Source organism: Pseudarthrobacter sp. NPDC055928, assembly GCF_042270935.1.
Lineage (GTDB): Bacteria > Actinomycetota > Actinomycetes > Actinomycetales > Micrococcaceae > Arthrobacter.
This window is the reverse complement of the sequence record NZ_JBHJZH010000001.1, coordinates 28,856-52,881: the sequence shown is the minus strand read 5'-3', so window position 1 is coordinate 52,881 and position 24,026 is coordinate 28,856. Positions and strand designations below refer to the sequence as shown.

General features: G+C 65.3%; 22 protein-coding genes and 1 tRNA gene. 13 read left to right on the top strand and 10 right to left on the bottom strand.

Annotated features, from left to right (window positions below):
- Window positions 1–18 precede the first annotated feature (18 nt).
- From ACFC25_RS00240 to ACFC25_RS00220, 5 genes are all read left to right on the top strand, one after another.
- Window positions 19–507, top strand: coding sequence for a PTS sugar transporter subunit IIA (locus ACFC25_RS00240; RefSeq protein WP_337345638.1), 489 nt, complete (start codon window positions 19–21; stop codon window positions 505–507).
- 163 nt (window positions 508–670) lie between these two features.
- A complete protein-coding gene (locus tag ACFC25_RS00235) occupies window positions 671–1,534 on the top strand; it encodes an SURF1 family protein (RefSeq protein ID WP_376043043.1) in 864 nt (287 codons plus the stop codon).
- Window positions 1,531–2,058: a DUF3817 domain-containing protein gene (locus tag ACFC25_RS00230; protein WP_337350896.1), complete on the top strand. Its 528-nt coding sequence runs from the start codon at window positions 1,531–1,533 to the stop codon at window positions 2,056–2,058. The genes ACFC25_RS00235 and ACFC25_RS00230 overlap by 4 nt, the downstream gene beginning before the upstream one ends.
- A gap of 99 nt (window positions 2,059–2,157) precedes the next feature.
- Entirely contained in the window at window positions 2,158–3,747 is a 1,590-nt protein-coding gene (gene guaA / locus ACFC25_RS00225; RefSeq protein WP_337350897.1) for a glutamine-hydrolyzing GMP synthase, read from the top strand.
- A gap of 130 nt (window positions 3,748–3,877) precedes the next feature.
- Window positions 3,878–8,104 (top strand): AAA family ATPase, encoded by a 4,227-nt coding sequence (locus tag ACFC25_RS00220; protein ID WP_376043039.1) that lies wholly within the window; start codon window positions 3,878–3,880, stop codon window positions 8,102–8,104.
- A gap of 111 nt (window positions 8,105–8,215) precedes the next feature.
- On the opposite strand, the gene ACFC25_RS00215 is transcribed toward ACFC25_RS00220, so the two are convergent.
- The 3 genes from ACFC25_RS00215 to ACFC25_RS00205 all read right to left on the bottom strand — a co-directional run bounded on the left by ACFC25_RS00215 (window position 8,216) and on the right by ACFC25_RS00205 (window position 10,205).
- Window positions 8,216–8,842 carry an RcpC/CpaB family pilus assembly protein gene (locus ACFC25_RS00215; RefSeq protein ID WP_376043036.1) on the bottom strand — a complete coding sequence of 209 codons (627 nt, stop codon included), beginning with the start codon at window positions 8,840–8,842 and terminating at the stop codon, window positions 8,216–8,218.
- Window positions 8,843–9,153: 311 nt separating this feature from the next.
- The gene (locus tag ACFC25_RS00210) at window positions 9,154–9,414 is read right to left on the bottom strand and encodes an FmdB family zinc ribbon protein (protein WP_376043033.1); all 261 of its coding nucleotides are present in this window, start codon (window positions 9,412–9,414) and stop codon (window positions 9,154–9,156) included.
- Between the two features lie 173 nt (window positions 9,415–9,587).
- A complete protein-coding gene (locus ACFC25_RS00205; RefSeq protein ID WP_376043030.1) occupies window positions 9,588–10,205 on the bottom strand; it encodes a 5-formyltetrahydrofolate cyclo-ligase in 618 nt (205 codons plus the stop codon).
- Between the two features lie 86 nt (window positions 10,206–10,291).
- Here ACFC25_RS00205 and galU point away from each other — a divergent pair, with 86 nt between their 5' ends.
- The 5 genes from galU (at window position 10,292) to ACFC25_RS00180 (ending at window position 14,702) form a co-directional block, all read left to right on the top strand.
- On the top strand, window positions 10,292–11,197 hold the full coding sequence (gene galU / locus ACFC25_RS00200) for a UTP--glucose-1-phosphate uridylyltransferase GalU (protein WP_337350901.1): 906 nt from the start codon (window positions 10,292–10,294) through the stop codon (window positions 11,195–11,197).
- A 6-nt stretch (window positions 11,198–11,203) separates the two neighbouring features.
- Window positions 11,204–11,824, top strand: coding sequence for a GNAT family protein (locus tag ACFC25_RS00195; RefSeq protein ID WP_337350902.1), 621 nt, complete (start codon window positions 11,204–11,206; stop codon window positions 11,822–11,824).
- Window positions 11,825–11,922: 98 nt separating this feature from the next.
- Entirely contained in the window at window positions 11,923–12,858 is a 936-nt protein-coding gene (locus ACFC25_RS00190; RefSeq protein ID WP_376043026.1) for a hypothetical protein, read from the top strand.
- Window positions 12,859–12,983: 125 nt separating this feature from the next.
- Window positions 12,984–13,056 (top strand) — tRNA-Ala (locus tag ACFC25_RS00185).
- A gap of 65 nt (window positions 13,057–13,121) precedes the next feature.
- The gene (locus ACFC25_RS00180; protein WP_376043024.1) at window positions 13,122–14,702 is read left to right on the top strand and encodes an ABC-F family ATP-binding cassette domain-containing protein; all 1,581 of its coding nucleotides are present in this window, start codon (window positions 13,122–13,124) and stop codon (window positions 14,700–14,702) included.
- Here ACFC25_RS00180 and zapE read toward each other — a convergent pair.
- From zapE to ACFC25_RS00160, 4 genes are read right to left on the bottom strand one after another with little or no spacing between them, the layout of a single operon-like run.
- On the bottom strand, window positions 14,699–15,250 hold the full coding sequence (zapE, locus tag ACFC25_RS00175) for an AFG1/ZapE family ATPase (protein ID WP_376043022.1): 552 nt from the start codon (window positions 15,248–15,250) through the stop codon (window positions 14,699–14,701). The genes ACFC25_RS00180 and zapE overlap by 4 nt on opposite strands.
- The gene (gene corA, locus ACFC25_RS00170) at window positions 15,250–16,245 is read right to left on the bottom strand and encodes a magnesium/cobalt transporter CorA (RefSeq protein WP_376043019.1); all 996 of its coding nucleotides are present in this window, start codon (window positions 16,243–16,245) and stop codon (window positions 15,250–15,252) included. Before corA ends, zapE begins: the two co-directional genes overlap by 1 nt.
- A gap of 40 nt (window positions 16,246–16,285) precedes the next feature.
- Window positions 16,286–16,711, bottom strand: a complete 426-nt coding sequence (locus ACFC25_RS00165) for a DUF1761 domain-containing protein (protein ID WP_337345652.1) — start codon at window positions 16,709–16,711, stop codon at window positions 16,286–16,288.
- 10 nt (window positions 16,712–16,721) lie between these two features.
- Window positions 16,722–17,258: an Lrp/AsnC family transcriptional regulator gene (locus tag ACFC25_RS00160; protein ID WP_337345653.1), complete on the bottom strand. Its 537-nt coding sequence runs from the start codon at window positions 17,256–17,258 to the stop codon at window positions 16,722–16,724.
- Window positions 17,259–17,427: 169 nt separating this feature from the next.
- Here ACFC25_RS00160 and ACFC25_RS00155 point away from each other — a divergent pair, with 169 nt between their 5' ends.
- On the top strand, window positions 17,428–18,672 hold the full coding sequence (locus tag ACFC25_RS00155; RefSeq protein WP_376043016.1) for an MFS transporter: 1,245 nt from the start codon (window positions 17,428–17,430) through the stop codon (window positions 18,670–18,672).
- 31 nt (window positions 18,673–18,703) lie between these two features.
- Here ACFC25_RS00155 and ACFC25_RS00150 read toward each other — a convergent pair whose 3' ends face one another.
- Window positions 18,704–19,207, bottom strand: coding sequence for an Lrp/AsnC family transcriptional regulator (locus ACFC25_RS00150; protein ID WP_337345655.1), 504 nt, complete (start codon window positions 19,205–19,207; stop codon window positions 18,704–18,706).
- Between the two features lie 124 nt (window positions 19,208–19,331).
- Window positions 19,332–20,618 (bottom strand): MFS transporter, encoded by a 1,287-nt coding sequence (locus ACFC25_RS00145; RefSeq protein WP_376043012.1) that lies wholly within the window; start codon window positions 20,616–20,618, stop codon window positions 19,332–19,334.
- A gap of 101 nt (window positions 20,619–20,719) precedes the next feature.
- On the opposite strand from ACFC25_RS00145, the gene ACFC25_RS00140 reads away from it, so the two are divergent.
- Both ACFC25_RS00140 and ACFC25_RS00135 read left to right on the top strand, forming a co-directional pair.
- A complete protein-coding gene (locus tag ACFC25_RS00140) occupies window positions 20,720–21,700 on the top strand; it encodes a LysR substrate-binding domain-containing protein (RefSeq protein WP_376043009.1) in 981 nt (326 codons plus the stop codon).
- A 51-nt stretch (window positions 21,701–21,751) separates the two neighbouring features.
- Complete coding sequence (locus ACFC25_RS00135) at window positions 21,752–22,702, top strand: N-acetylglucosamine kinase (protein ID WP_376043006.1); 951 nt, start codon at window positions 21,752–21,754, stop codon at window positions 22,700–22,702.
- Window positions 22,703–22,756: 54 nt separating this feature from the next.
- On the opposite strand, the gene ACFC25_RS00130 is transcribed toward ACFC25_RS00135, so the two are convergent.
- Window positions 22,757–23,797, bottom strand: a complete 1,041-nt coding sequence (locus tag ACFC25_RS00130) for a pirin family protein (protein WP_376043003.1) — start codon at window positions 23,795–23,797, stop codon at window positions 22,757–22,759.
- Window positions 23,798–24,026 lie beyond the last annotated feature (229 nt).

The following is a 24,026-nucleotide window of genomic DNA, read 5'->3' as shown; positions in this document are numbered from 1 at the left end:
TCACTGAAGGGACACGCCTTGGCGGAACCACTTGACCGGTACGATGCCGAACTCACCACTCCCGAAATGGTGATCCTGGAGCTTGAGGCATCGGACAAGGTGGACGCGGCCTCACAGCTCGCGGAGCGTCTTTACGCCGCCGGCAGGGTCACCGACCTGCCGGGCTTCCTCGAGCACGTCCATGCCCGCGAGCACCAGCTCGCCACTGGCCTGCCGGGCGGCATCGGCCTGCCGCACGCCCGCAGCGAATTCGTTTCCCGAACCTCCATCGCCGTCGGTATCACCAAGTACGGCCATGCGCTGGACTTTGGCGCCACCGACGGGCCGGCCACGGTCGTCCTGCTGATCGCCACCCCTGCGAGTTCCTTTTCGGACCACCTGGAAGTCCTCGCAACCCTGGCCCGCTCCCTGTCCAAGGAATCGTTCCGGGAGTCACTTCGCCGTGCCTACGACCCCGAAGTGATAGCAGAACTCATCAACTCAAGCCTGGTCTTTTTCGACCACTAAGGATTGGGGCAGGCCCTTTCGTGTCGACTCCGTCGCCACGCAGGGACCCGGCTGCCCCACTCTGGGGGCAGGCCCTTTCGTGTCGACTCCGTCGCCACGCAGGGACCCGGCTGCCCCACTCTCCGTTTAGTTGTTCTACGGCGGAACGAAGTACGGTTAAGGGGTGTGGAAAACAGCCGTCAAACCCCGATGGATCGCAGGCCTGGTGTTTGCGATTGCAGTATCCGGGGTCTTCGTCCTGCTCAGCCAATGGCAGTTCGGCAGGTCCACGCAAGCCGAAATTCCGGCCAACCCGGCGACCGAGACCGCACAGGCGCTGACCAGCACGCTGCAGCCCGGAGACTTCTTCCACGGCTCCGTGGCTGACCAGATGGTCACCGCCGAGGGGACGTACGACCCCACGAAACAGGTCCTGATACCAGGCAGGCTGCATAACGGTAAGACAGGCTACTGGGTCGTGACCGCGTTTGCCGTCAAGGGAGCGCCCGTCCTCAGCGGCGTCGGAGCCTCACCCGAAACCTGGATCCCTGTGGCCCGCGGCTGGGTGGCCGACCCCGCCGATGCCGCTGAACCGCCGTCGGGCCTTCTTGAACTGACGGGACGGCTCCTGCCGTCTGAGGCGCCCGTGCCCGAAACGGCGCCCGGACCCGGACGCGCCACGGCGGTCTCCGTGGCCGAACTCATCAACTACTGGGACGTCAGCAGCTATCCCGGTTTCATCGCGGCCACGTCCGAAGTGTCCGCCGGCAAGGACGTCAGCGCTGCCTCCATGGACGGTGACCTCAAGCCGCTGCGCATCGGACCCCAGCCACCTGCCCAGCAGATCAACTGGCTCAACCTCTTCTACTCCCTGGAGTGGGTGGTCTTCGCCGGCTTTGCCCTGTTTATCTGGTGGCGCCTCGTCAAGGACGATTACCGCCGGGACCTTGAAGACCAGTTCGACGGCGGCGAGGGCGCCGACAGCGACCACCATCACGTTCCAGCCCAGACACCTCCTGCACAGACCCAACAAAAGGTACAGCCATGATCGAACCCAAACCCGCCATGCAGGCACAGCCCACCGGTGACAGCAGCCAGGGTGGCGGAACCGCCGGCAAGGGCAAGAAGCGCCGCTTCGGCGGCACCGAGCAGCAGATCCGCTCGGCCCTGAAGTTCTACAAGGTACTGGCGTACCTCACCGGCGCCATGCTGCTGCTGCTTTGCGCCGAACTCATCGCCCGTTATGCGTTCGGCCAGTACTTGTTCGCCGGCGGCACCAACGCTGTCACCGGAGCGCCGTTCGGCCTGGGGTTCGCCGACGCCGAGCCCAAGGGCGTGGTGGGCGGCGTCAACATCTCTGTCACCGTGCTGATCGTCCACGGCTGGATGTACGTCGTGTACCTGATGTCCAACTTCCGCCTCTGGTCGCTGATGCGCTGGCCGTTCGCCAAACTGATCGTGCTGGCCCTGGGCGGCGTTGTCCCGTTCCTGTCGTTCATTGTGGAGAAGCGATTCCACGCGGAGGTCGAGGCGGAGCTGGCTGCCAACCCGCAGGCACCCCAGCGCTACTAGGGCGGCGGCACTGCGGCCGTACCGCCGTCGGACGTTTTGTCCGTCACACCGGCGGCCCTGGATGTGCGGCCGGGCAACCGCGCAAAGTAGGCTAGTACGGTGACTACTCCCACTGCATCCCAGACTTCCCAGAAGCCGGTGCTGGTTGTTGACTACGGTGCCCAGTACGCGCAGCTGATTGCCCGCCGCGTCCGGGAAGCAAATGTGTATTCGGAAGTGGTTCCGCATACCTACAGCACCGAGCAGCTCCTGGCCAAAAACCCGGCCGCCATCATCCTCTCGGGTGGCCCGTCCAGTGTCTACGCGGACGGCGCACCGTCCGTCGGCGCTGACCTCTTTGAAGCCGGGATTCCCGTCTTCGGCATCTGCTATGGCTTCCAGGCCATGGCCAATGCCCTGGGCGGAAAAGTCGACAAGACCGGCCTGCGCGAGTACGGCTCCACCCAAACCACCATCCTCGGCGAGGGCCGCTCCGTGCTGGAAGGAATGCCGCAGCACCAGAACACCTGGATGAGCCACGGCGACTCCGTTCACGAGGCGCCAGAAGGCTTCGAAGTGCTGGCCACGACCGCCGGCGCCGAAGTCGCAGCGTTCGCCAATGAAGAGAAGTGCCTGTACGGCGTGCAGTGGCACCCGGAAGTGAAGCACTCGGCCTACGGCCAGCAGGTGCTGGAAAACTTCCTGTTCAAGGGCGCCAAACTGGAACCCAACTGGACCACCGGCAACATCCTGGACGAGCAGGTGGAGCGCATCCGCAAGCAGATCGGCGATGCCCGCGTCATCTGCGGCCTCTCCGGCGGCGTCGACTCTGCGGTCGCGGCAGCACTTGTCCAGCGAGCCGTCGGCGACCAGCTGACCTGTGTGTTCGTGGACCACGGCCTGCTCCGCGAAGGCGAAGCCGAACAGGTGGAACGGGACTTTGTGGCGGCTACCGGCGTCAAGCTCTACGTCGCCAACGAGCAGGAGCGCTTCCAGGCCGCACTGGCCGGCGTCAGCGATCCCGAAACGAAGCGCAAAATCATCGGGCGTGAGTTCATCCGCGCCTTTGAAGAGGCTGAACTGGCCATCATCGCCGAGGCTGCGGCGCACGGCGAAAAGATCAAGTTCCTGGTCCAGGGAACGCTGTACCCCGATGTCGTCGAATCCGGCGGCGGTGAAGGTGCGGCCAATATCAAGAGTCACCACAACGTGGGCGGCCTGCCCGAGGACCTGCAGTTTGAACTCGTCGAGCCGCTGCGGGCCCTCTTCAAGGACGAAGTCCGAGCCGTCGGCGCCCAGCTGGGGCTGCCGCAGGAAATCGTTGGCCGCCAGCCTTTCCCGGGGCCTGGCCTCGGCATCCGCATCGTCGGCGAAGTCACCAAGGAGCGCCTGGACCTGCTGCGCAAGGCGGACGCCATCGCCCGGGCAGAGCTCACAGCCGCAGGGTTGGACAACGACGTTTGGCAGATGCCGGTTGTCCTGCTGGCAGATGTCCGCAGCGTTGGCGTCATGGGTGACGGCCGAACCTACGGCCACCCGATCGTCCTTCGCCCGGTTTCCTCAGAAGACGCCATGACCGCGGACTGGTCACGGCTTCCGTATGACCTCCTGGCCCGGATTTCCAACCGGATCACCAACGAGGTGGAAGGCGTTAACCGCGTGGTGCTGGATGTGACCAGCAAGCCGCCGGGAACCATCGAATGGGAATAGCGTCCTGACAGTGGCCGGTCTCCGAAGCGGAGGCCGGCCACTGGTCGCTATGCGGGGAATTACTCCGCAATTTGGCATGATCAGTGTTGCGGTCTCTCACTACGGCATCTTTGCGGCTACGCTCGAAAGTATGCCGGTATGGTCCAGGGCGTCACGTGAAAACGCAGAAAAGAAGGCAGTAGTGTCAGTTGGTCAAGGCCACCCGGAGGGCTCCGAGGAGTTCAGGAAATGGCTGTCCGGTCTCAAGCCCGTCACCGGGGCAGACACCATGCTGCGTTTCACCAAGACACCTGAGGGTTCCATCGACCTCACCCACGCCCACCCATCCGGTCTTGCCCAGCTGATGGCGGGCCGCCGCACGCGGCTCTCAACCCTGATCCGGGATCACCAGCAGTACGTGGTCGCGGCTCGGGCATCCCGGAACATCCGCTCCAAAATCTTCGAACTCGGCAATGACCGCGGTATCGACGCCGGCTACCTGTCCGCCGGTACGGTGGTGTGGACCTCCGCCGTCGGGGGTAAACCGCAGCGCATTTCCGCGCCGGTGATGCTCACAGCGATCTCCCTGACGGTGCGCCCCGGGGAAGATGACTACGAACTGCAGCTCACCGAACAGGCGCACATCAATCCGGCGCTGGTCCGTCACTTGAAGAACATCCACGGGATTGTGTTCGACGTCAACGCCGTCACCCGCCTTGCGTACAGTACTGCCCGCTTCGATCCACAACCGGTGCTGGACCGGCTGGCGACGCTCATCAGGCCGATTCATGGTGCGGAGGCGCAGCACAACCTGCTGGTCTCGACTTTCGCCGATTTGTCCGGAAACCTCGACGACCCATGGATCAACGAAGGGAACCCACTGGTTGCCGCCCTGGCTACGGCTGCCAGCGGTGCCGTGGTGGACGTGGACGAGCCGGACGTCTCCCGTTTCCCCGGCGTCGACCAGCGCCACCCAGCCGATGAACTGCTTCTGCTGGACGCTGACGCGCAGCAGCAGTACGTGCTGGACGCCGCCCGTGCGGGGGACTCCTTGGTGGTCAGCAGCCCGCCCGGGACGGGCCAGACGCAGACCGCCATTAACACCATCGGCACTCTGGTGGATGCTGGCAAGACCGTGCTGGTGGTCGGGGACCGCCGTGCCAGCCTCAACGAAGTGTCCGCCCAGTTGGAGACCCTCGGGCTTGAGTCCATCATGTTCCAGCTTTCAGGGACCGCTACTCCGCAGCAGCTCAAGGCGCAGCTCGTCCGGGCCATTGTCCGGAATGAGAAGTCCCTCGAGCCCCAGCTTGGCAACCTGCATAAAACCCTCACCGAACACCGCCACGCCCTGACGGACCATGTGGCGTCCCTGCACAACGTGCGGCAGCGCTGGGGGTGCTCGCCCTACCAGGCCATGCAGTCACTGGCTGAGTTAACCTCCATCCAGCCGGCCCCGGCCACCACGGTCCGGCTCAAGCGGAGCGTCCTGGACAACATCCGGGACCGTGACGAACTCGCCGGCCGGCTCCGCCGTGCCGCTGAGCTGGGCAGTTTCAGCCGCGCGTCCACCACCAGCCCCTGGCACGGGGCAAGGCTGCTCACCCGCAAGGAAACGGAAGAGGCCCAGCAGTTGGCCCGCTCCGTGGAGGAAAACCTGCCGGTCCTGCGCGAGAGGATGAACGCTGTTGCAGAGCACGCCGAAATCCGCCTTGGCCTTTCATTTGCCGAATGGGGTGAGCAGCTTGAGCTCCTCATGGCGGTGCGCGAAAGCCTGGACAAGTTCACGCCGGACATTTTCGACCGCCCTGTCCATGACCTGATTTCGGCGACCGCGTCCTCGGCGTGGCGGCGTGAGCGGAACATCGACATGGCGTCCATGCAGCGTTCCCGCTTGCGCCGCGTGGCGAAGGAGTACGTCCGTCCCGGCGTGCACATCGCGGACCTTCACAGCTCCCTGATCCTGGTGCAGGAACAGCGGGCACTGTGGTCCGGTTATGCCACAACCCAGCGCCACCCCGCCGTGCCGTCCGGCCTTGCCGAAATGAACATGATGTACCGGTCGCTGGACCGTGAGCTCACTGAGCTGGGGGAGGCCCTGCGCCATACGGAGGCGGGCGGCTCCCTGGCAACCACGCCATATCCGGAACTCATGGAACGCCTTGAGCGTCTGGTCGCCGACACCGAGACGCTGAAAACCCTGCCCGAGCGCACGCTGCTGGTAGAGAACATGCGCGAACACGGCTTGGGGGAACTCCTTAACGACCTCGCCGAGCGGGAGGTCCCGGCCGGGTCCGTGGCAGCGGAGCTTGAACTCGCTTGGTGGCAGTCCGCCCTGGAAGCCATGATCAGCGGCGACGACTACCTCGCCATGTCCGACGGCGACGCCCTCCGGCAGCTGGAGGCCGAATACAGGCTCGCCGACAACGCGCATGTCGCCAGCGGTGCCGCCCGCCTTCGCTGGGACCTGTCCGAGCGGTGGCGTGCCGCCATCGCCGAACATCCGCGCCAGGCTGCCCTGCTTCGGAGCCTGCTGAAAGACGGCCGGGTCACACTGTCCGCGCTGACCGCCCAAGCGCCCGCGCTGGTGCCCATGCTGGTGCCTGTCTGGTCCGTGAGCCCGTACCTGATGACCGGGCTCCTACCGGCCGAGCAACGCTTTGACGCCGTGGTTGTCCTGGACGCTGAAGCCACATCCCTCCAGGCAGTTCTGCCTTCCATCGCACGGGCCAAGCAGGTCATTGCCTTCGGTGATTCCCGGATTGCCAGCCCGCGTACATTCACTGTGGGAGTGGAAAGACTCGCAGCCGGCGAAACGGCACACCAACGGGTGGAGAGCGCCTTCTCCGCGCTATCGGCCGTCCTGCCCGTCTGGCGGCTGAACTTTGTGTACCGGGCCGTCGACGAAGACCTGGTCCTCCAGCTCAGCAAGAACTTCTACGACGGCGGCCTCCGCCGACTCCCCGAAGGCCAGTCCGCCACGGGTCTGGACAGGGCGCTGCTGGTCGAGTACCTGCCGGACGGCACCGGGCTGCCCAGCGCCGACCACGAGGGTGTTGAATCCGTCGTGGCAGAGGTCAACCGCGTTGTACACCTGGTGTTTGAACACGCACGGCTCCGCCCGCGCACGTCACTGGCCGTGGTGACGGCCAGCCTCCGGCATGCGGCCAGGATTGGCGAGTCCATCAGGCTGCAGTTGCCCAACCATCCCGGCCTCGCCGGGTTCTTCGGAGCAGGCCCCGAGTCCTTCCGCGTTGTTGATCTTGAGCGCGCGCAGGGCCTGGTCCGGGACCACGTGATCTTTTCGCCTGGCTTCGGACGCACGCCACACGGCCGGGCCCTGCACAACTTCGGTCCTTTGTCCGCAGAGGGCGGCCGCGAAAAGTTCGCCCTCGCCATGACGCGCGCCCGCAGGTCCCTGCACGTACTGACCTGCTTCCGGCCCGAGGACCTGGACCACACCAGGCTGACCCACGGCGCGGTCGACCTCTACGAGCTGCTGGACCGCGAGATCGCCGGCAACACCAACCTTGGCACGCCTGCGTCCCGGGCAGCGGCCAGCGAGCAGGCGCTCGGCGCTGACCCGCTGGTAGCGGACCTCGGAGACCGCCTGCGTGCCCGCGGCGCCCGTGTCTGGCACCAGTACGACGGCGTCATTGACGTCGTAGCCGCGGCGGACCCGCTTAGCACTATGGGCCAGGACGACCCCGAGACCCCCTGGCCGGTGGCCATCGAATCTGACGGCACCGAGCAGTACCGGACCATGAGCGTCCGCGAGCGGAGCAGGCTCCGGCCCCAACTGCTGGAGCGCCTCGGGTGGCGGTACATGCCGCTGTGGACCATTGAGGTCTTCACAGACCCGTCGGCCTGTGCTGACCGCATTGCCGGATATTTGGGCCTGGAGAAAGTGGTCCTGCCTGGCCGGGTCACTGCCTCAGCCAATTTCTTCGATGACGACGTCGACCCGCTTTCACTTGAGGCCTACGGGAATGTTGGCCTCGAGCCTGCCCGTCCCGTCCGGGCCGACCACCGGCAGCAGGTGCAGCCTGGCGCGCCGGAGAACCAACAGCACCGGGCCGCACGCTCGGATAAGGAGGAGGCGGTCATTATGACCCCAACACACGGCACCGCCGGTCCGGCCGGCGAAGATGCCGCTGGCGGCAAACGGGCCGGCGAGGGCACCGCGCAGGAAAACGCAGGCCAGGACAACACGGCGCACGAGGGCAAAGCATCCACTCCGGCCTCGGCGCAGGCTGCCGCAGGCACCGAGGGCATCCTTCCCAACAAAGCCGCTGAAGACGATCCCCGCCGCTGGGGCGACGGTTCGGAGGACGACCACGACGCCTGGCTGAAGGAGCAGAAGCCGCCGCACTGGGGCTGACGGCCACGCGTCCATTAGGTCACCGCGGGACCTTTGCCTGACGGGCGCCGCCCGACCGAGACAGCTTGGCAGCCGCGGGACAACAGGCCCCGGGAGAACAGGCGGGCTGGCTCAACCTGGTGGTTGCGTCACCAGGACGAAAAACAGCTTGCCCTGCGTGGAGGCACCCGCCAGGCGGGCTGCCTGCTCAGGGCGGGCCGCCACCACGATCAGGCCGTCTGTCTCGGCGGTACCGAGCCATTCCCCGGTCTTGCCGCCCTGGCCCGAGGTCCAGAGCACCGGGACTGCCGTCGCCAGAACCTCCGGAGGAGCCTGCTGGTCGTAGCCGTTGGTGCCCGTGAGCACCACGTTGACCAGCTGGCCCGGTGACACGAGCTGGATGGATGACGGGTCCGCCATCCGCAGCGGAACGGCAGCGGACCCTGGGGGAGTTCCCGTGAGCAGGCCGGGTCCCAGCAGTTGGGCGTCAGTGAGGAGCTGCCCTTTGCGGAGCGGGGCAGCCAACTGCTTTCCCTCTGCCTCGGCACTGCCCCGGATGAATCCCGCAGCCAACATCCCCGGCGGCACTTTTACCTCGGCCACGTCCGAGGGCGCCAGCGAGGAACCGGCCGGAAGATCCCTGGCTGCTGCGAGTGCTGTCGTCGAATCGGCAGGGGCCGGAGTCAGCTGATGGACGGCAACGGCGGCCGCAAAGCACAGCAGGAACGCTATGGCCAGGCGACGGTTCCTGGCCAGCAAAGGGCCAAGCCGTCGGCCGGGCGGACGGCCGGCCGGCCGGGGACGGGTCCTGCGGGGTTGGCGCCCGGGCGCATTGGATTCCCTGCTGCGGCGGGTTCTTTGATAGGGGTGTAACAGTGGGACAGGCATAGGCCCACGCTAGTTCCGGGCGACTGGTCCAGGGCAGGCCGGTTGAGGGCTATGTGGACAACCTGAAGCCGGGATTGCTGAGGGGCCCAGGAAAGGCGTTGGAAACAGGGGAGGCTAAATTAGCCTGGAAACCCGCCCAGCACGGAACCATTACTGCAGGGGCTAATGAGCGGGGTTGGTCGTTAGCTTGCAGCAGCAGCGGTGGCCGGGGCAGGTGCCGGAGCAGCTGGCGTAGCAGGGGCGGGCGATACAGCGCTTCCCTTGCTGTCCCGTGAGTCCGTGCGGTAGAAACCGGAGCCTTTGAAGACCACGCCTACGCTGTTGAACTTCTTGCGCAAGGTCCCCTGGCATTCGGGGCAGGACGTCAGTGTGCTGTCCGTGAACGACTGGACAATGTCGAAGGCATGGCTGCAATCCTTGCAGGCGTACGCATACGTTGGCACTGGTGCTCCTCCTCTTGGGCAAACGAGAGGTCCCGTGCTGCCAGGACGATCTTTGCCGTCCATTAGCAGTCGCAGGGCCTGAGTGCCAATTCTATCATCCCTGCCGCGAAGGCCAACCGCGAAGGCCAACCGCGAATGCCAACTGCGAAATCCAGCCGCGGAGCCGGTGTTGCTCAAGCCGCGCGGAGCGGAACGACACCGGAGGGAGTGAGGGCCGCCGGGACCTTCCTGTCAAAGTCCTCCGCGGGGATGCTGCCCTGTGGCAGTACTTCCTGGTCATAGACGATTGCCGCTGAAGGCAGGCCAGGCCGCAGGCTGTCCAGGGAGTTGAGGAAAACGTCGTAGTAGCCGCCGCCTTGTCCGATCCGGTTGCCGTCGCGGTCCACGGCGGTGGCGGGCATGAACAGCGCCGACACCCCTGCAATCACCTCGAGTCCGTGGCGTGTCCCTGCCGGCTCGAGTATGGGGGCATACCTGCTTCGGACCAGTTCACCGCCCGGTGCCCAGAAAACCCAGCTGAGCCTGCGCCCCGGTTCGCAGATTGGCAACAGAACCTTATGCCCTCGGCCGTGAAGTGCGTCGATGAGCGGGACGGTGGGCGGCTCGAAGTGGACCCCCAGGTAGACACAAAACGTGGATGGCATTCCGTCTGAGCACTGTTCAGCCCAGTGGAGGCCGTGGTGCGCAATTCCGGCACCAGCTGCCTCGCGGGTGGCGAGGTCCATGGCGGCACGTGCAGCCCTGTGCCGCGCGCGGATCTGTTCCTTGTACGAGCTGTTGCCGGCGGTCATGAATGGCTCAACTTCCCGTTGTCCGGGGCCGGGCTTCACCGGGCCAATGATTACTGTCTGAATGTTCCCTCCGCTAGATTAGTCCAGTGACTACCACCAACCAGACAGTACGTAAGGCCGTAATTCCTGCAGCGGGACTCGGCACCAGGTTCTTGCCTGCCACGAAGGCCATGCCGAAGGAAATGCTCCCGGTAGTCGACAAACCTGCCATCCAATATGTCGTCGAGGAAGCCGTCAAAGTGGGGCTTCACGACATCCTCATGATCACCGGACGCAACAAACGGGCCCTCGAAGACCACTTTGACCGGGTTCCGGCGCTGGAAGCTACTTTGGCGGACAAGGGCGACACCGCCAAACTCTCCTCGATCCAGGCCGCCAGCAACCTCGGCGACATCCATTACGTCCGCCAGGGCGACCCCAATGGGCTTGGCCACGCGGTGCTACGTGCAAAGCAGCACGTGGGCAACGAACCGTTCGCCGTCCTGCTGGGCGATGACCTGATCGACGCCCGGGACGAACTGCTGAGCACCATGATCGAAGTCCAGGCGAAAACCGGCGGGTCAGTCGTCGCCCTGATCGAGGTGGAACCGTCACAGATCAGCGCCTATGGCTGCGCTGACATCCAGGACATCGACGGTGAGAGCTACGTGCGGATTAACGAGCTCGTGGAGAAGCCGAGCATGGAGGAAGCGCCGTCCAACCTCGCCGTCATCGGGCGCTACGTCCTGCACCCCGCTGTTTTTGACGTACTGGAACGCACCGGACCGGGGCGTGGCGGCGAGATTCAGCTCACGGACGCCCTGCAGGAACTGGCCGCCGGCGACAATGAAGGCCATGGGGTCTACGGCGTGATCTTCCGTGGCCGCCGTTACGACACCGGCGACAAACTTAGTTACCTCAAGGCCTGCGTCCAGCTGGCAATCGACAGCGACGACCTCGGGCCCGGTCTACGCGAATGGCTGCCCGGCTTCACCGCCGGTCTTTCCAAGTAACGCACCGTGCGCGCCGGCCCCATCTGGCCCGTCACACTGGAGTGCGGGGACCTGGTACTGCGCCCTATCCGGTACCGGGACAAAAAGGAGTGGACGGAGGTCCGGGGGCGGAACAGCGAATGGCTTGCTCCCTGGGAGGCGTCCAACCCGGCTCCTGGCGGCGGCCTGCCCGACTACCGGCAGATGGTGCGGTCCCTCAAGATCCAGGCAGCGCAGTCCACCGCGCTGCCGTTCCTCATCACAGAGCGGCGTCCCCAGCAAGCTGCTCCCGCCATCGTTGGCCAGTTGACAGTGTCATCCATTGTGTGGGGTTCGGCCATGATGGCAACGCTGGGGTATTGGGTGGACCAGGCGCGGGCCGGACACGGCATTGCTCCAACGGCCGTAGCTATGGCTACGGATCATTGCTTCCAGGTTCTGGGGCTGCACCGCATGGAGATCAACATCCGTCCGGAAAACGGCCCCAGCCTGCGCGTCGTTGAAAAGCTCGGCTTCCGCGACGAAGGCTACCGGCCGCGCTTCCTGCATATTAATGGGGAGTGGGCAGACCACCGGACCTTCGCCCTGACCTCGGAAGAAGTCCCGGATGGGCTGCTTCCCCGCTGGCTGGCGTCCCGCCCCTCCTAGGTCCCGCGCCGTCATAAATCCATTGATTTGCCACGTTGCCGGCGACACACCGTGGCTAATGCCGCAGGGCTTGGCGTAATGCTCATACGGTTTTGATTGTGGACTTCCCCCTTAGCAGCTCAGTGATCCTTGTGGTTGCCGTTGTGCTCTGGATTGTCTGGGTTGCCCCGTATGTTCTCCGGAACCGCCGGCACCAGTTTCAAGCCGCAGGCGAGATGACGGCGGACGCACCAGCTACTGAATCATCGGACCCGAGAGCCGGGACGGTCATGAACATCACCGCCCAGCAGGAGAAAGCCATGGACATCAGGAAGAGCCCCGTAGCCGCATTGGACGCCGCCGCGGAGCCCGGGGCCAGGGCAGGGACCGGTGGATTCCGCATCCGCTACGGCCGTACGGCCATTGCGCTGCTGGCACTCATTGCCCTCCTGACCGCAGTCATTGCCGGTGTGCTTCTGCCGTTCGGGCTGGGCACGCCCCTGTTGCCGGTTCTTGCCTTCCTGGCCGTCTTTGGATCGTTGGCTTTGCTGCGTGGACTTGCTGTCCGTGACCGCAGGAAAAAGGTCAGTGCCGCGTTCAGGTCCGCGATGAGTGCACCGGCCCGCCGTGAAGGTCAACCGGAGCAGACCCCGGCACCTCAGCCCGGGCCCCAGCCGGAAAGCCAGCTGTTCGACGCCGAAGCCCACCGGCCAAAACCCAAGCCCCTGACGGCCGCTGAACTGCGCCAGGCTGCCCTCGCCGTTGCCCTCGAAGCAGGCGACACCAGCGCCAGCACGGCCAAGGATTCAGTACCTGCCGGAGAAACGTGGGAACCGGTTGATGTCCCCAAACCGGTTTACGTCGACGCGGCAAAAGCCGAACGGCCCGCACCCGAGCCCCTGGACCTGCCCGAGTCGCCCAAGGCCGTAGGCAAGCCCTCCCTGAAGCAGGGCACTCCGGCCGCGCCGGCGGTCGCGCCTGCCGCGAAGCCGCTGACAAAAGCACAGAGCGCACTGAGCAACCTCGACGACGTCCTGCAGCGCCGGCGCGCCTGACATCCTGCTGCCCGCCGGACTCACAGGCCAAGGAGTCTTTTCGGCTCCCGGTTGGTAAAGTGACCGGAAAATTTGTAGCCTAGGGTCACCGGCCCCGCGGCTCCCACCGGAGAGCGGGCGGTTCCGGGGCTATAGCTCAGTTGGTAGAGCGCTTCGTTCGCATCGAAGAGGTCAGGGGTTCGAATCCCCTTAGCTCCACAAACTTGGCTGTCTGATACGGACGGTTTCCTGCGCACGAACCTTCCCTGGATTGGACAGAGTCAATGAGTTTGATCCGGCTGAACGACGTCAGCGTCGGCTTCGAAAAAACACCGGTGCTCCGTGAAGCATTCTTCCGGCTTGAACCGGGAGACCGGGTGGGCCTCATCGGCCGGAACGGGTCAGGCAAGTCCACCATCCTCAGGCTCATCCTCGGGCAAGTGGCACCGGATGCCGGCACCATCAGCCTGGATCCGGGTGTCAGCACCGCCTATTTTTCACAGTTCTCCGAACTGGACGGCGAGGCGAGCATCCTTGAGGTCCTGGACGGCCTGTTCAACCACATCAAGGACATTGAAACTGAACTGGCGGCCATCGACGCCGAGATCGCCGCAGGGCCGGGGGATGCTCAACTGGACATCCTTATCCACCGCCAATCGGAGCTCTTCGAGGACATGGACCGGCTGGACGGCTGGGACTACCAGCGGAGCATCGACAAAGTGCTCACCACCCTGGGATTCAACGACGCCCATCGTGTCTGCTCCATCGATGAACTGTCCGGTGGCTGGCGGAACCGCGCCGCGTTGGCCAAGATCCTGCTTGAGGCCCCTGATGTGCTTCTGCTGGACGAGCCCACCAACTACCTGGATGTGGCCGGCGTCGAATGGCTGGAGGGCTGGTTCCGGACCTTCAAGGGTGCGGCGATCATCGTCTCCCACGACCGGACATTCCTGGACTCCGTTGTCACCCGCATCGTCGAGGTGGAAAACTTCCACCTGCATGAGTACCCGGGCAACTTCGCTGAGTACGTCGTAGCCAAGCAGTTCCGGCTCAAGAGCCTGGAAAGCCAGTTCCTGCACGAGTCCGAATTGCTGGCGTTCGAAGCCGAGGGCATCTCGGACCGCAGGGAGGCTGCCAAAGCGGCCAGTAAGGGGCTGGCCAACCAGCTGGCCAAGATCAAGAAGTCGCGGACGCCCCGGCCCGTGGATCAGATCATCACGGAGATCTACGGCGGCCTCTACGTCAAGGACGTGCTGTGCAGGGTGGATTCGCTCGGCAAATCCTATGACGGCCGGACACTTTTCCAAGACCTGAGCTTCGAGATTGGCCGCGGGCACCGGATCGCGGTCATCGGCGCCAACGGCAGCGGAAAGTCCACCCTCCTGCGGGCACTCACGGGCGAGGAGCCTGCCGATTCCGGTTCGGTCTCGTGGGCCAAGGGAGCGGGCATGGTCTCGTACAACCAGGTGCTTGAGGAGCTTAACGACGACGACACGGTCACCCACGCGGTCAACGCGATGCCCGACAGCCTGGCGCTGACTGCGACGAAAAAATCCGTCCACCGGTTTCTGGCGATGTTCCAGTTTTCCGATGCCGACCTCAAGCAACGGATCGGCAACCTCTCTGGTGGCCAGCGTGCCCGCGTGGCAATGGCCCAGTGCCTGCTCTCCGGGGCCTCAGTCCTGCTTCTGGATGAGCCTACCAACCACCTGGATCTCTCCAGCACCCAAGTCATGGAACGCGCCCTGCTGCATTTCCCCGGCGCCGTGGTGGTAGTCAGCCACGACCGGTTCTTCACTGAAAAGGTAGCCAATCGCCGTCTTGTATTCGGCGACGGTGCGGAAATCGGCGTTCACGCCGCCTAGCTTCCGGAGATACCTTCCGGAACCGGCTCGGCGGCCGATTCCACCCGCATTAGGACCGCCAGGTGTCGGGCAATCCTGGCCATCGCTTCCGGCACGTCTGAAGTGCCAGGAACGTGGGCGCCGCGCCAAGCGACGGTCGCGCGGTCCCAGTCGAGGGGGCTGCGCCCGATCAGGAACAGCGTCCGGCCCCGCTCCCGGAGGGCCTCCACGGCTTCGGCGAAGCGGATCCAGCCCAGGGCCATTTCTGCCGAGACCGCCTCGGGGTCCGGAACGCCGTCGATGACCCACGTGCTGTGCTGGTCCGCCAACGCCCGGTAGTCGGCCAGGGCCGCAGCGCCCCCGCAGAGCTCGGCAAATCCCACCCACAGCAGGTCCGGCTCAGCGTTTTTGGCCGTGAGCGGCACGGTGGCTGGCGTCAGGATACACTGCTGGGCGGCCGACGGCGGGAAGAGCCCATAGGTGCCCAGTTGGTGATCTGTGCCGGGAGTGATGATCCGGCCATGGACCAGCGCCGCCGCAGCGGCGCCGTCGTTCCCTGGGCCCGGCATCAGAGCCAGCCCTTCTTCTTGAAGATGCCGTACATCAGGCCTGCCGTCCCGGCCATCAAGGCAATGGCCATGGGGTAGCCCAGAGCCCAGTGGAGTTCGGGCATGTGGTCAAAGTTCATGCCGTAGATGCCGGCCACGAACGAAGGCGCAAAGAAGATCGCCGCCCATGACGAGATCTTCTTGACCTGTTCGTTCTGCTCGGCGCTGGCCTCGTTCTGGCGGTTGGCGGTCAGTGTCCCGTCCAGCGTCAGCGCGTTCTGGAGGAGGTCGCGGAAAGAGTCGGCACGGGAAATGACCCGCTCTACGTGGTCCTCCACGTCACGGAGGCTGTGCTGCAGTTCCGTTTCCACCCCATACTTCTCGAACCCGCGCTTGAGCTGCTGCATCATGTCTGGGAGTGGGTGGATCGCGCGCTGGAACTGGATGACCTCCCGGGCGAGTTCGTAAATCCGGCGTGAGACCGTGCTGTCACCGCTGAACAGCTGGTCTTCGATTTCGTCGATGTCGTTCTCGAGCCCGGCCACCACGGGGGCATAGTCATCCACTACCTTGTCCAGCAGGGCGTACAGGACAGCTTCCGGGCCGTGCCGGAGGAGGTCGGGCCGCGACTCCAGCCGGCGCCTCACCGTGGCCACCCCTGCCATCTCGGCATGGCGGACCGTGACTACAAAGTTACGGCCGGTAAAGATGTGGAGCTCGCCGAATTCCACGGTTTCGGTGGCATCGAGGTAGCGGGCCGGCCGGAGCACGGTGAAGAGGTTGTCCTCGTACCGCTCAAGCTTGGGGCGCTGGTGCGCGGAAATCGCATCCTCGACCGCCAGGGCATGGAGGCCGAACTCGCTGGCCACGGCGGCCATCTCCGCTTGGGTCGGCCGGTACAGCCCGATCCAGGCCATGCCCCCGTGGTGGGCGAGCGTTTCGAATGTCTGTTCCATGGACTCTGGTTCAGCGCTGCGGACACCGTCCACATAGACGGCGTTGTCGATAATCGTCAACGGTGGAAGGGTCCTTTCGGTGAGGCGGCGCGACGGCGGTTCAGGACATGGCTCCGATGATCGCACCAGCAACGGTCATCGCCAGGAGGTCGTGGCCGGAGTCGATGAGGGTGACCGCGGCTGGCCGGCCGGCGAAGCCGTTATGGATGACATGTCCACCCGCTCGGAAAACCAAGGCCAGGACCAGGGCGAAGAACCCTCCGGCCATGGCGTTGTCCAGGTCAAGTTTGCTGATCAGGACCGCAAGCAGAATGGCTGTCAGGGCTGCTGCGACGATCATCGGGATCCAGATCCGGGCGCCGCCGCTGATGTTCTTGAGGTCCTCCTCCGTCTTGCCGATCGCGGCCATCCATCTGTTGCCCAGCACGGCCGGCAGGTACCAGACGAAGCCGATGACCATGCTTGCAATGAAGGCGACCAGCACGGCCAGCCAATTGATCTGCGAGATATATGAGAGCCAATCCATGCTCGAAAGCCTAGTCGCTTGGCTGCCCGTGGGCGGCCCTGGGGGGCCGGGCCGGCCGTGTTGCCTGGGTTTGCCCGCCCTGTGCCAGCCTGCTGATCAGCGGTTCGGTCCGGTACGGGATGTGCGTATGGAGCGCCAGGACGGTTTCAGTCCGGATAACGCCCTTGATTCTGAGGATTTGGCGGAGCGCGGCCTGCAGGTTGTGGGTGTCCGTGGCCACCACACGGCACCAGACATCGCCCCGCCCTGAAATTTCGTGGACTTCCAGGACTTGGGGGAGGAGCCGCAATGCCGACACGACGCCGTCGAGCTCCCGGTGCGTGACTTCAATCGTTACGAAGGCGACGACGTCGTACCCCACCGCCTCGAGGTCGATCTCGCGGCCGCCGTCGTGGAGGACGCCGGCACGAAGCAGCCGCCGTACACGCGACTGCGCAGTGTTGCGCGCGATACCCAGAGAGTCGCTGAGTTCGCCGATCTGCACGCGGGGATCGCGGATCAGCTCCAGCAGGATCTTCAGGTCGGTGGGGTCAAGGGTGTTGTTCAAAACTCTCACTTTCCGGCATGAATGTGGCTAGGAATTGATGATTTTGACCAATTCTTGCATGAACAAAGGATCAATCGGGCAGTTGTGCCGCAATCTGAGGATATCCGTTCTTACCCTGCCGCCGGATCCCACAAGGACACCCGGCGCCGGTCGAAGCAAAGGCACAAGATTGACAGTTTTCAGTGAACTCCGCATGCGTCCAGCCACCGCTGGCCGCGCGGGCTGGGATGCCTCCACAACTGCACGGCTGGTTATCGCCGGTACCGTCATTTTTACCCTGCTGGTAGGCGCGAACCTGGCTACACCCCTGTATCCGCTGCTGCAGGCCAGATTGGGGCTTTCGTCTTTCGGGATCACCGTTGCCTTCGCCAGTTACGTGCTCGCCCTCGTATCCACCCTGATGCTGGCGGGGCACTGGTCGGATCACATCGGCCGGCGGGCGGCATTGATCCTTGCTGTTGTTGTGGGGCTTGCCGGTGGCTGGATTTTCGCGCATGCGGATGACCTGGCAGCTCTCTCCGCCGGGCGCGCCCTGCAGGGGGTGGGGGTGGCGCTGGCCACTGGGGCAAGTGCCGCCGCGCTGCGGGAGCTGCTGCCCACCCGCCCGGAATGGGCCTCGCGTTTTACCCTCCTGGCCTCCGCGGGAGGTGTGGCGGCAGGTCCGGCCATTGGTGGACTCCTGTCCACGCTGCCCGGGCACACGACGGCACCTTACTACGTGCATTCCGCCCTGCTTGCCGCCCTGCTCGTACCTCTGTACCTGCTCCAGGCCCGGCCGGCAATCATGCCCGGGGACGGCGCCAGCCCGTTCAAGGCGCTGGCGCCGCGACGGCCGTCCGTGTCCACGGAGGCGAGGGGGGCTTTCTGGCTCGCGGCCGCCGTCGGGTTCCTCAGCTTCTCAGTCTTTGGATTCTGCCTGTCCTTGGCGCCGGGCTATTTTGCCCAGATCGTGGATGCCGAGTCCCGCCCGGTCATCGGTGCCCTGGCGGGGCTGACGCTGGGCGCCTCCGCCCTGAGCCAGCTCCTCCGTGCCCGCGGCCGGTATGTGGTCCCGGCGGGCTTGGCAGTCCTGGGCGTTTCGGTGCTGCTGCTGGCTGCCTCCGCGGCTTGGGACAGTCCGTTGTTGCTGGTTGCCGCCAGCATCTGTGCCGGGTTGGGGCAGGGGGTGGCCTTCTGCGTGGTCTTCAACGACGTCGCCGCCAAAGTGGAATCGGCGCATCATGCGCAGGTCATCAGCACGGTATATGTCATCACGTACCTGGGAAGCGCCGTCCCGGTACTGGGACTGGGATGGGCGACGGCGGTGTTCGGGCTGGCAGCGTCTGTCACCGGCTTTGTGGTGCTGTGCGGCGCCGCGTCCTTTGCGATCGCTGCACTCGCATTGCGGACGGCCGTTCGGGGCGCCCGCCGCTAGCACACGCTCAGTGCGGGAGCGTGGGCAGTGGCTACTCGGGCAGCGGCCCGTGGTTTCCCTGGATGTGGTCGAATACAAGGGTTGTCTCCGTGTGGCCAACCACAGGGTCTGTCGCCAGGTTGTCCAGCACCCAGTCCCGCAGGTCCTCGGTGCTGGCCACGGCGATGTGCAGCAGGTAATCAACGGATCCTGAGGTGTGGAAGGTGGACAGGACCGCCGGAAGATGCGGGACGCGGGCAGTAAAGCGGTCGATCTGGTCCCGGTCGTGGGCCCTGAGCCTGACGGCCACGAGTGCCTGCACGGACCGTCCGATGGCGGACAGGCTGAGCTTGGCTTCGAAGCCTTGCACGATGCCGCGTTCGGAGAGCGCCCGAGTGCGCATGAGCGCGGTCGAGGGCGCGATGCCCACGAGTTCGGCAAGCTGCTTGTTGGAGATCCGGGCATCATCAACCAAGGCCGCGAGCAGCCGCTCGTCGATGGCATCCAGGGGTTCGGAATGGGCCCCGGTCCGGACGTTCTTGGCGTTGCTGCTCATGGGATCTCCTCAAAGTGTGCTGAGTTCATCCTAGACGTCCCATTCCGCCCATTCACCCCGCGGGCAGTCCGGGTGTCCGAATAATCGCCAGCACTTTTAGGCTCGGCCAGCCGATAGTTCGCAACTAAGCAGCAGCAGCTTCCTGTGAGCCGGCGGACGGTTCCGGGGCCGTTCGGGTCTCACGCCAGGGATGGGCGACGGCGACAGTTACCGCGGTGAGGCAAGCCAGCGCCATCACGGTTGCTGCCAGGGCTGGCCAGCCCCAGGACTGGAAGACCAGCCCGCCAGCCCAGCCGATGACACTGGATCCGAGGTAATAGGAGAGGTTGTACAGCGACGCGGCCTGCGCCCGGCCCGTCGAGGCGATGGTGCCCGTCCAGCCGGCGCCGATGCTGTGGGCTGCAAAGAAGCCGCCAGTAAATATCACCAGGCCAAGCAAAATGATTGCCAGCACTTGTGTGAGGGTCAGGGCAAGCCCAGCCACCATCAGGAATACGCCTCCCAACAGGACATTCCGGCGCCCGAAGCGAAGAGTCAATCCCGCTGCCCAGCGTGAGGAGACCGTTCCGGACAGGTATGCCAGGAAGATCAGGCTGATCAACGTGGCCGGCAAGCCAAAGGGAGCGGCGGCCAGCCGGAAGCCGAGGTAGTTGTAGACGGCAACAAAGCCGCCCATCAGCAGGAACGCCTGGACATACAGGGCCAGCAGCCTCCGGTTACGGACATGGCCGGCAAGCGTCCTGAACGCGCCCCGCAGGCCTGCCGCCTTCGCCGGCGTGAACCCCCGGGCTTTGGGGACCAGCAGCAGGAACAGTACCGCTGCCACGGTGGCCAGCAGTGACACCGCTAACGCGGCTGCCCGCCATCCCCAGAGTTCACCGACGGGCCCGGCAACGAGCCTTCCGGCGAGGCCGCCGAGGGTGGTTCCCGCGACATAGCTTCCGGCCGCCAAGGCAGCATGTGCCTTGTTGACTTCCTCGTTGAGGTAGGCGATGGCGATGGCAGGTATCCCTCCCAAGGCCATTCCCTCCAGCAACCGCAGCCCCAGAAGTATCCCGAAGTTTTCGGCGAGTGGCACGAGCAGGCCGAGGACCGTGGCGGCACTGATACCCAGGGCCATAGCTTTTACACGTCCGATCCTGTCCGCGAGGAAGGACCAGGGGATGACTGTGACCGCCAGCCCAACAGTGGCCAGTGAAATGGTGAGCCCCGCCTCGGCAGCTGTAATCCGCAGGTCGGTTGCCATCATCGGCAGCACGGCCTGCGTGGAGTAGAGCTGGGCAAATGTGGCGACGCCGGCAAAGGCCAGGCCAGCCAGGACCTTCCCGTACGCAGCGGAGCCTTTCGGGTGGCCTTCCCACGACGTCGGAACTGGTCTCCCGTTGCCGGCCGAACGCTGATCTGTGCCCATTTCTCCACGATAGACGCCGGGCAATATATGCTTCCAATGCATGTTTGCCTTGAATTTCATATCAAAGATGGAACGGAATGACCGGCTGGAAAGGTGGCTCCATGGACGCTGACCAGAAACAAATGGCCCAACTGCTGCCGCTGTTGCCTCTCCTTGCCGAACTGGGACGGACGCAGCACATCACCGAAACGGCCGAGCTCCTGGGCGTGCCGCAGTCCACGGTGAGCCGCGCACTGAGCCGCGCCAGCGCCGCCGTCGGAACCGAACTCCTGATCCGCGACGGCAGGGGAGTGCGCCTGACGGCCGCCGCCCGGACACTGCTTCCATTCATCGAAGCTGCGCTGGACGAATTCCAGACCGGGCTGGACCTGGTCCGGCACGAATCGGACGTCGTACGGGGAAGGATATCCATCTCGTTCCAGCACACCTTCGGCGAGGCCACCCTGCCGCTGCTGGTCAGCGCCTTCCGCAGCCGCCACCCCGAAGCAGGTTTCACTTTCAGCCAGGGTGCAAGGGACAGCTGCCTCGCGGAGTTGGCATCCGGACAGGCGGACCTGGCCCTCACTGCTCCCGTTGCGCAGGCAGGCCGCTCCGTTTCGTCGGCAGCGCTCTACCGCGAACCGCTGCGGCTGGTAGTCCATCACTCCCACCCGCTGGCGTCCCGCCGCAGCGCCCGGATCCAGGACATCCGGACCGATCCGTTTGTGGCACTGGGGTCCGGCTATGGCCTGCGTTCCCTGACGGACGCACTCTTTCGCGAAGCAGGCTTCCGGCCGCGCATCGCCTTTGAAAGCCAGGACTCCCACACGGTGCGGGGGCTGGTATCGGCCGGGCTTGGCGTGAGCATCCTCCCGCCCGGCGGCAGCGGCCCGGGCCGTGAGGTCAGCCCGGAGACCGGCAACCTGGGCTGGGTCGAAGTGGCAATTGAGTCAGGCCTGGCCTTCCGGGAAATCGGACTGGCGTGGCGATTGCGTAAACCCGGCCCCGATGCCGAACCTGACGCTGTCCGTCTTTTCCGGGAGATGGTCCTTAAGGAGGGACCACAGCTGCTGGCAGGCCTCGTCCAATCCCGCAGCGTATGAAATGGTGACGGCGGCGCAGGCTTCCCGAACGGGCATCAGTAGGCTGGTGATGTGACTGACATCGAAAATCCCCTGACCCCGTCCTCCGCAGAACACAGCCCCGCCGGACGCAGCCCCTTATCAGGAGCCGTCATCGGGTTGGACATTGGGGGAACCAAGACCCGCGGGGTCCGTTTTGTTGACGGAAGGGTGGTCGCAGACGAGTCCGCCGGCAGTTCCAACGTCCAAAACGTCAGCCGCGAGGAAGCGGCCTTCAACCTCGCTGACCTGTTCGCCCGGATCGGCGGCGGCAGCGTCTCCCAGGTGTACGCCGGCGCAGGCGGGATCGACACGGATGACGACGCCGCAGCGCTCGCGGCACTGATTGAACCCCACGTTCCCGGAGCCAGGATTACGGTGGTCCATGACTCCCGCCTGCTGCTGGCGGCCGGCCGGGCCAGCACAGGCGTTGCAGTGATCGCGGGAACGGGCTCAGCGGCCTGGGGCCGGAATGCCAAAGGCGAAGAGGCCCGGGCCGGTGGCTGGGGCTATCTCCTCGGCGATGAAGGCAGCGGCTACTGGCTGGGGCGCGAAGCTGTCCGCTACAGCTTGCGCAGGATGAACCAGGGCCTTCCGGTCGACCAGCTGACGGCGGCGCTCCTGGCCTCCTGCGGGGTGGATGATCCCAACCGGCTGATCTCGCTGTTCCATTCCCCGGACACCGGCCGCCGGTTCTGGGCGCAGCAGGCGCGCCTGGTGGTGGAGGCGGCTGCGGCAGGCCACGCCGCAAGCCAGGAGCTCCTCGACCAGGCCGGCAGCGACCTCGCAGCCCTGGCCGCGCAGGCGCTCGGGAAGCTGGGAATTGACGGGCCCGTCATTCTGGGCGGCGGCCTGGGAATGAATGTTGTCCCGCTCCAGGACGCTTTCCGCAAGCATCTGGCCGCTGCGGGCATCACCGACGTGCGCGTACTGGACCAGGAACCTGTGTTCGGTGTCCTGCAGCTGGTCTCCGAGCAGGAGTAGCCCAAGGGGGCCTGCCGGACGGCCAGTTCTGACTGACCTACCGGCAACGGCCCGTCACGGGAGGGTACCGCGCTTCCGTGGCGTCAGCCGCACGGTTGGCAGGACGGGCGCGGGGATCCGGCCTGCTTCAGCACCGGCGTCGGGCCCGTGCCCTTCCACCAGTCCGTAGCGCGCTTCCCGGGCCTCGGAACCAGGCATACCGGCCTGAGCCTCCCAAGCCTCACGAGCCTCCTCCACTTCCTCATGGGTGCGTGCCACGAAGTTCCACCACATCAGGAGTTCCTCCTGGAACGGTTCGCCGCCGAGGAGCACGAACCTGGTGTCCGGGAGCGCCTCAACGGCCAGCTGCGTCCGTCCCACGCCCAGGTAGCCCAGCGGCCCCGGCGGAATCTCCTGCCCGTCCACCACCAGCCCGCCGTCGAGCACCAGGACGGCATGTTCGAAGTGTTTGTTGAGGGGGAGCACGGCCGGGCCCGCGCACGAGATGTCGACGCCGACGATCGGGGAGTACATGGTGGCCGGTGACGCCGCACCGGCGAATTCCCCTACCATCACCGTCGCGGTGAATCCTTCACCGGTCACGGACGGAAGTTCGCGGTGCTGCTCGAAGGCAGGCTCCGTGTGCCGGTGGCTGTCCGGGAGCGCAACCCAGAGCTGGAGCCCGCGCTGCAGCGGCAGCTGCCCGCCGCCGTCGGAGGTGGGGAGCGACGACGGCAAAACAGCAAATTCCGAGTGGGAGACGCCGCGCCCGGCCGTCATGATGTTCAGTTCGCCCGGTCGGACCACGACGTCGCTGCCCACGCTGTCCCGGTGGCGGATATGCCCTGCCAGCGGCCATGTCACGGTCTGCAGCCCGATATGCGGGTGGGGGAGCACGGACATTGCGGTCCTGTCCGGTCCGAAGCTATCCAGGAAGCACCACGCACCGATAGTGGGCAGGCCCCGCTGGGGTAGCGTGCGACGAACATTCATGGCCCGCACCCCACCCAGCGGAACTTCCCGTTCCGGCCAGAGCTGCAGGCAAGGGCCCGAACTGTCTTCGGGGGCCGCCGGTGGACAAACTTCCTGCTCGGGAGTCACTTCGAGATTGGTCACAGTCCAACTCTAGGCCCCCCGCGCGCCCCGGTCAGTGCCCAAAGCCCTGCGGCCGCCGGGGCCGTTGGCGTCCCTCCGCAACCTCCTCCCATCCGCACATGCGAGGTCTCCGAATGATTACAGTAGGGATTCCTTCGCCCACTTTCCGTGCGCCACTGGTTAAGCTGAGGTCGGGATGAGGGTTACCGTGATTATCAGTGTGCTTGTTTACCGAGTCGATCCGCAGTCC